The organism is Methylobacterium variabile, from assembly GCF_001043975.1.
Lineage (GTDB): Bacteria > Pseudomonadota > Alphaproteobacteria > Rhizobiales > Beijerinckiaceae > Methylobacterium > Methylobacterium variabile.
Genome location: NZ_LABY01000381.1, coordinates 1 through 5,978, shown reverse-complemented (window position 1 = coordinate 5,978; position 5,978 = coordinate 1). Strand labels below are relative to the sequence as shown.

The following is a 5,978-nucleotide window of genomic DNA, read 5'->3' as shown; positions in this document are numbered from 1 at the left end:
GCGCCGAGCGCGAGGCCTCCGAGGCGCGCCTCGCCGAGGCCGTGCAGCGCACCGCCGAGCGCATCGAGCGGCTGGCGCGGCGGCTGGGGCCGGGGCCGGGTGGGCCGCAGGGAGGCTAAGGGCTGGCGCTCGCGTCAGCCTGCCGACAGATTTTCCGACCTCTTCATCATTCCGGGGCCGCGAAAGCGGAGCCCGGAATCCAGAACCACAGATCGATCAAAGGACGGAACGCCTTCTTCGTTCTGCACCATCTGGCGTCTGGATCCCGGGCTCTCGCCTGCGGCGAGCCCCGGGATGATCCTGTGCGGCGGAACCGTGATTGGCCGACGCTCCGCCGGTCGTTCAGCGCATCACCCCCGCTCAGCAAATTTCGGATCCTTCCACGCAGTCGTTGCCCCGTGAAGAAGTTCATGCAGCGACAATGAGTTTCATGATTTCATCTCTTTGCCGGGTTTTTAAGAAGCGGTGCCAATTGTCTTTTCCAGGAACGACCTTGCAGCAGCCCACGCCTTTGTAGCTGCGGCACGATCGTACAACACGCCGAATTCGGGCAAATTGGCATCTTGAAAGGTGAAGGCATGCATGACGTTGCCGTATGCATGCATCTCCCAGTCGGCGCCGGCATCGGTCAGTTCCTGGGCGACCGCGACCACCGTCTCCGGCGGCACGATCGGGTCGCTCCAGCCATGGAGCAGGAGAACGCGCGCCGAGATCGGAGGCTGCTTGCCCAGGCCGGGCGGCTTCAGTCCTCCGTGAAAGGTGACCGCGGCCTTCACGCCGGCTGCGCCTGCACGAACGATGTCGAGCGCGCAGAGCCCCCCGAAGCAACAGCCGACAGCCGCCATGCGATCGGCATCAATGCCATCGAAACGCCGGGCGGTCATGACGCCTGCCAGCAAGCGGTCGCAGAGCAGGGCCCGATCTTCCATCATCGGGTTCATCAATACGCTGTTGTCGCCGCGCTCATCTCCCCGCAAACCCTTGCCATAAGCATCGAGCGCGAAGGTGGCATATCCCAGCGCGCTGAATCTGTGGGCGGCGTCGCGCGTTGACCGATTCAGCCCGCTCCAATCATGACAGAGAAGGATACACGGGACGTTTCCGCTCGCACCGACGGGTCGGACCAGATAACCTTCCATGACGCAGTCACCGTCGCGGTACTCGATCAACTCGCCTTGCATGTCGCGCTCCCGGAGTTTGCCGAAGCGTTCTGCCCGAACTATGCAATCTCTGTATTGAACAAAGGCGACGAGGCAGCCTCAGAGGTAATGCGTCCACTGTTCCGGGACAGCGATCGAGCGGCGGATCAGGGACTGCCCTCGGCGCGCATAAGCGGCCGGCGTGAGATCGAGGCGCTTCTTCCAGGTCCGGATCTGGTGTGACTGGTCAGCAAAGCCGGCGAGCGGATCGCCGCGACCGAGCTGCACGGCAACAAGGCTCGCACGCAATCTTTGGATCTCGTAGATCTGCTTCGGGCTGATCCCGACGTACGCCATGGACAGCCGCTGAAGTTGGCGGATGGACAGGCCGGCATGAACGGCAGCGGCGCCGATCTTTCCGTCGCGGCTCAGCATGGCGTAGGCTGCGGCAAATCTCTCGACGTCAGGCTGAGCCGCGGTCAGTCTTCCGCCGAACCAGCGATCCAGCTCTCGGACGATGGTCCGGCGATCGTCGTGCGAAGCGACGTCGAGCAGCCGGCCTGCGTCCCGATCGCCGATCATCGCTCCGAGATCCGCCAGGTTGGTCGCGAGATGCTGTCCATCCCCGGGAAACAGACGCGCCATACCGACCGGAGTCATCATCGCCATGACGAACTGCGTACCGGCCAGCGACCACCAGGTCCTTGACGTCGGCTGGGGGCCGAGCAGCGAGGCGGCCGGCACGGTGGACCCGTCGTCCGACCTGTTGGGATTTCCAGTATGCAGGGTCAGCACGGTGGCGGTGCTTGGCACCGTCCGAACAGGAGCGCAGGCATGAACGCCGGCAAGATCGCTGACGAACCAATAGCCGAGCACGTAGCCTGCCAGAGCGCTCGCAGGAGGGTGATGCTCGAACATGCCGATTCCGGCTTCAGGCGATTCCAGACCTCGTGAGCCTCTATCGCCTATCCTGGCGATCCCGCGGCACGCTCGGAGGAAGCCCGCAGCGATCCCGGCGGCCCCCTCTCCCACAAAGGAGAGAGGGCGCGCTGTCCTGTTACGCCGTCGCAGCCGGCGACAAGTCTATCACACCCGCCCCGGATAGTTCGGGCTTTCCCGGGTGATCGTCACGTCGTGGACGTGGCTCTCGCGCAGGCCCGCATTGGTGATGCGGATGAACTGCGCCTTCTCCTGCATCTCCGGGATCGACGGGGCGCCGACATAGCCCATGGCGGCGCGCAGGCCCCCGGCGAGCTGGTGCAGCACCGCCGCCACCGGGCCCTTGTAGGGGACCTGGCCCTCGATGCCCTCCGGCACGAGCTTGTGGGTGTCGCTGACCTCGGCCTGGAAGTAGCGGTCTGCCGAGCCGCGCGCCATCGCGCCGACCGAGCCCATGCCGCGGTAGCTCTTGTAGGAGCGGCCCTGGTACAGGAAGACTTCGCCCGGGGCCTCGTCGGTGCCGGCGAGCAGCGAGCCCAGCATCGCCACCGAGGCGCCGGCGGCGATCGCCTTGGCGAGGTCGCCCGAGTACTTGATGCCGCCATCGGCGATCACCGGCACGTCGGCCTCGTTGCCGGCCTCGACCGCCTCCATGATCGCGGTGAGCTGGGGCACGCCGACGCCGGCGACGATGCGGGTGGTGCAGATCGAGCCCGGGCCGATGCCGACCTTGATCGCGTCGGCGCCGGCATCGATCAGCGCCTGGGCGCCCTCGCGCGTCGCCACGTTGCCGGCGATCACCTGCACGGCGTTCGACAGGGTCTTCACCCGGCGCACGCTCTCGAGCACCTTGGCGGAGTGGCCGTGGGCGGTGTCGACCACGATCACGTCGCAGCCGGCGTCGATCAGGCGCTCGGCCCGCTCGAACCCTCCGTCGCCGGTGGTGGTGGCGGCGGCGACCCGCAGGCGGCCCTGCTCGTCCTTGATGGCGTTCGGGTAGGCGACCTGCTTCTCGATGTCCTTGACGGTGATCAGGCCGATGCAGCGGTAATGGTCGTCGACGACGAGCAGCTTCTCGATGCGGAACTGGTGCAGCAGGCGCTTGGCCTCGTCCTGGGTCACGCCCTCGCGCACGGTGATCAGCCGGTCGCGGGTCATCAGCTCGGAGACCGGCTGGGTCTGGTCAGTGGCAAAGCGCGTGTCGCGGTTGGTCAGGATGCCGACGAGCTTGCCGCGGGAGCCGTTGGGGCCGCGCTCGACCACCGGGATGCCGGAGATGCCGTGGTGGCGCATCAGCAGATAGGCGTCGGCCAGGGTCTCGTCCGGGTGGATGGTGATCGGGTTGAGCACCATGCCGGACTCGTACTTCTTCACCAGCCGCACCTGCTCGGCCTGCTCCGGCGGCTCGAGGTTGCGGTGGATCACCCCGAGGCCGCCGTTCTGCGCCATGGCGATGGCCATCCGGGCCTCGGTCACCGTGTCCATCGCCGAGGCGATGATCGGCATGTTGAGCTTGATCGTGCGGGTGAGACGGGTGCCGAGGCTCACCTCGGCCGGCATCACCGAGGATGCGGCGGGCCGGAGCAGGACGTCGTCGAAGGTCAGGCCCTCGATGATGGTATCGGTGCTGATGCGGGCCATGAACCAACTCCTCGTGCGTGCGGCAACCTCAAGGAAGCCGCCAAATCGGCTTTGCGCCGGGCAATTTGCCTGGATTGAGTTGGCACCGGCCGATAGCACGCGCCTGTGACGGGCGCAAAGCGCTATCGCCGCAGCGCAGCGATGCGATCCACGCCTCTTGCGATTCGTTCACCGCGTCCCGGCCGGGGTGAGGACGAACTCGCCCCAATTCGGCGCCCGCATCGCCCGCTGATAGGCGACGACGGTGCCGGGCCAGAGCGCGATGTTGCGACCGGCCGCGTCCTGGTACCAGCTGGCGCAGCCGCCCTGCTGCCAGATGCTGCCGGACAGGCGCGCCTCAAGCTCGGCGAGGTAGCGCGCCTGGGCCTCGGGCGCCGGCTCGATGGCGGCGAGGTTCCGCGTCCGCATCTCGGCCAGGCAGGCGAGGACGAAACCGACCTGCGCCTCGATCATCAGCACCACGGAGTTGTGGCCCAGGCCCGTGTTGGGGCCGAGCAGCATGAAGAAGTTCGGGAAGCCCGCAAGCGCCACGCCGCGATGCGCCGCCACCCGCTCGCCCCAGGCCCGGGCCAGGATCAGCCCGTCGCGGCCGACCACCGGCACCCGGGCCAGCGACGCGGTGACGTCGAAGCCGGTGGCCAGCACCAGCACGTCGAGGGAGTGGTGGGTCCCGTCGGCCATCGTCACCCCGTCCGGGGTGACGGCCCGGATGGCGCCGGTCTCGAGGGTGACGTTCGGCCGGGTCAGGGCCGGGTAGTAATCGTCGGAGATCAGCACCCGCTTGCAGCCGAGCCGGTAGGGCGGGGCCAGCCGGGCCCGGAGGTCCAGGTCGGGGACCTGCTTGCGCAGGTGGCGCCGGCTCGCGGCTTCCGCGAGGCGGGTGAGGCCCGAGACCCGGGTGAAGCCGAGGGCGGCCTGCGCCTCCCGCAGCCAGAACTGGACGCCGCGCAGGAGCCGGCGCGCGGCGGGCAGGCGGCGAAACAGGGCCTGCATCCGCGGGCCGATCGGCCGGTCGTTGCGCGGCACCACCCAGGGGGGCGTGCGCTGGAACAGCGTGAGGTGCCCGACCTCGGGGGCGATGGCCGGCACGACCTGGATCGCGCTCGCGCCGGTGCCGATCACCCCGACCCGCTTGCCCGCGAGCGGGACGCCGTGGTCCCAGGCGGCAGTGTGGAAGAGCGCCCCCGCGAAGGTGTGCAGGCCCGGGATCGCCGGGACGGCCGGGTGATGGAGCGCCCCCATGCCGGAGACCAGCACCCGGGCCTCCAGGGGGCCGCGGTCGGTCTCTACCCGCCACAGCGACCGCGCCTCGTCCCAGACCGCGCCGGTGACGGCGGTGCCGAGGGCGAGGTGCTTGGCGAGGCCGAAGCGGTCCGTCACCTCGCGCAGGTAGGCCGCGATCTCGGGCTGTCCCGCATAGGTCCGCGACCAGTCGTCCTTCGGGGCGAAGGACAGGGCGTAGAGATGGGCCGGGATGTCGCAGGCCGCACCCGGATAGGTGTTCTCGCGCCAGGTGCCGCCGACCTCCTCGGCCTTCTCGACCACCAGCAGGTCGTCGATGCCGGATTGCAGGCAGCGGATCGCCATGGCGAGGCCGGAGAACCCGGCCCCGATCACCAGGACGTCGAGGGGCTTCGCCGGCCAGGCGGCCTCCGTCACCGGACCGCCTCCCCCGGCGCCGCGGCGCTGCGCGACGGTGCGGCGTGGGAGGTCAGGAACGCGGCCGCCTCCGCCAGGGAGCGGCGGGCCTCGGGCAGGAACGAGTGGGCGAGCTGCCAGACATGCGGCACCACCGGCCAGACCCGCAGGGTGACGGCGACGCCCGCCTCCTTCGCCTTCTCGGCGAAGCGCACCGAATCGTCGCGCAGCACCTCCCGGGCGCCGACGTGGAACAAGAGCGGCGGCAGGCCGGTGAGGTCGCCGCGGAGCGGCGAGACCAGGGGGTCGTCGGGGTCGTGCCCGGCGAGGTAGGCCTCGACCATGGGCTCCATCTTCGTCGGGTCGAACATCGCGTCGCGGCGGGCATTCGCCCGCATCGAGCCGCCGGTGCCGCGCATGTCGGTGGAGGGCGAGAACAGCACCGCCGCCTCCGGCAGCGGCAGGCCGTCACGGCGCGCGCGCAGCATCAGCGCGAGGGCGAGGTTGCCGCCGGCGGAATCCCCGGCGAGGCCCGCCGGCCCCGCCGCCGCGAAGGCCGACCAGCACGAGGCGGCGTCGTCGAGGGCCGCCGGGAAGGGGTGCTCGGGGGCGAGGCGGTAA

5 protein-coding genes are annotated in these 5,978 nt (G+C 69.4%); all 5 read right to left on the bottom strand.

Annotated elements, in window-relative coordinates; genetic code table 11:
- Positions 1-455: 455 nt before the first annotated feature.
- Positions 456-1,181 carry a dienelactone hydrolase family protein gene (locus VQ02_RS33200; RefSeq protein WP_048448541.1) on the bottom strand — a complete coding sequence of 242 codons (726 nt, stop codon included), beginning with the start codon at positions 1,179-1,181 and terminating at the stop codon, positions 456-458.
- A 78-nt stretch (positions 1,182-1,259) separates the two neighbouring features.
- Positions 1,260-2,057, bottom strand: a complete 798-nt coding sequence (locus VQ02_RS33195) for an AraC family transcriptional regulator (RefSeq protein WP_048448540.1) — start codon at positions 2,055-2,057, stop codon at positions 1,260-1,262.
- A gap of 168 nt (positions 2,058-2,225) precedes the next feature.
- A complete protein-coding gene (gene guaB, locus VQ02_RS33190; protein WP_048448539.1) occupies positions 2,226-3,719 on the bottom strand; it encodes an IMP dehydrogenase in 1,494 nt (497 codons plus the stop codon).
- Positions 3,720-3,887: 168 nt separating this feature from the next.
- Positions 3,888-5,378 (bottom strand): flavin-containing monooxygenase, encoded by a 1,491-nt coding sequence (locus tag VQ02_RS33185; protein ID WP_048448538.1) that lies wholly within the window; start codon positions 5,376-5,378, stop codon positions 3,888-3,890.
- Positions 5,375-5,978: alpha/beta hydrolase (locus VQ02_RS33180; protein WP_048448537.1), on the bottom strand; the 604-nt coding region annotated here is incomplete at its 5' end. The genes VQ02_RS33180 and VQ02_RS33185, both read right to left, overlap by 4 nt.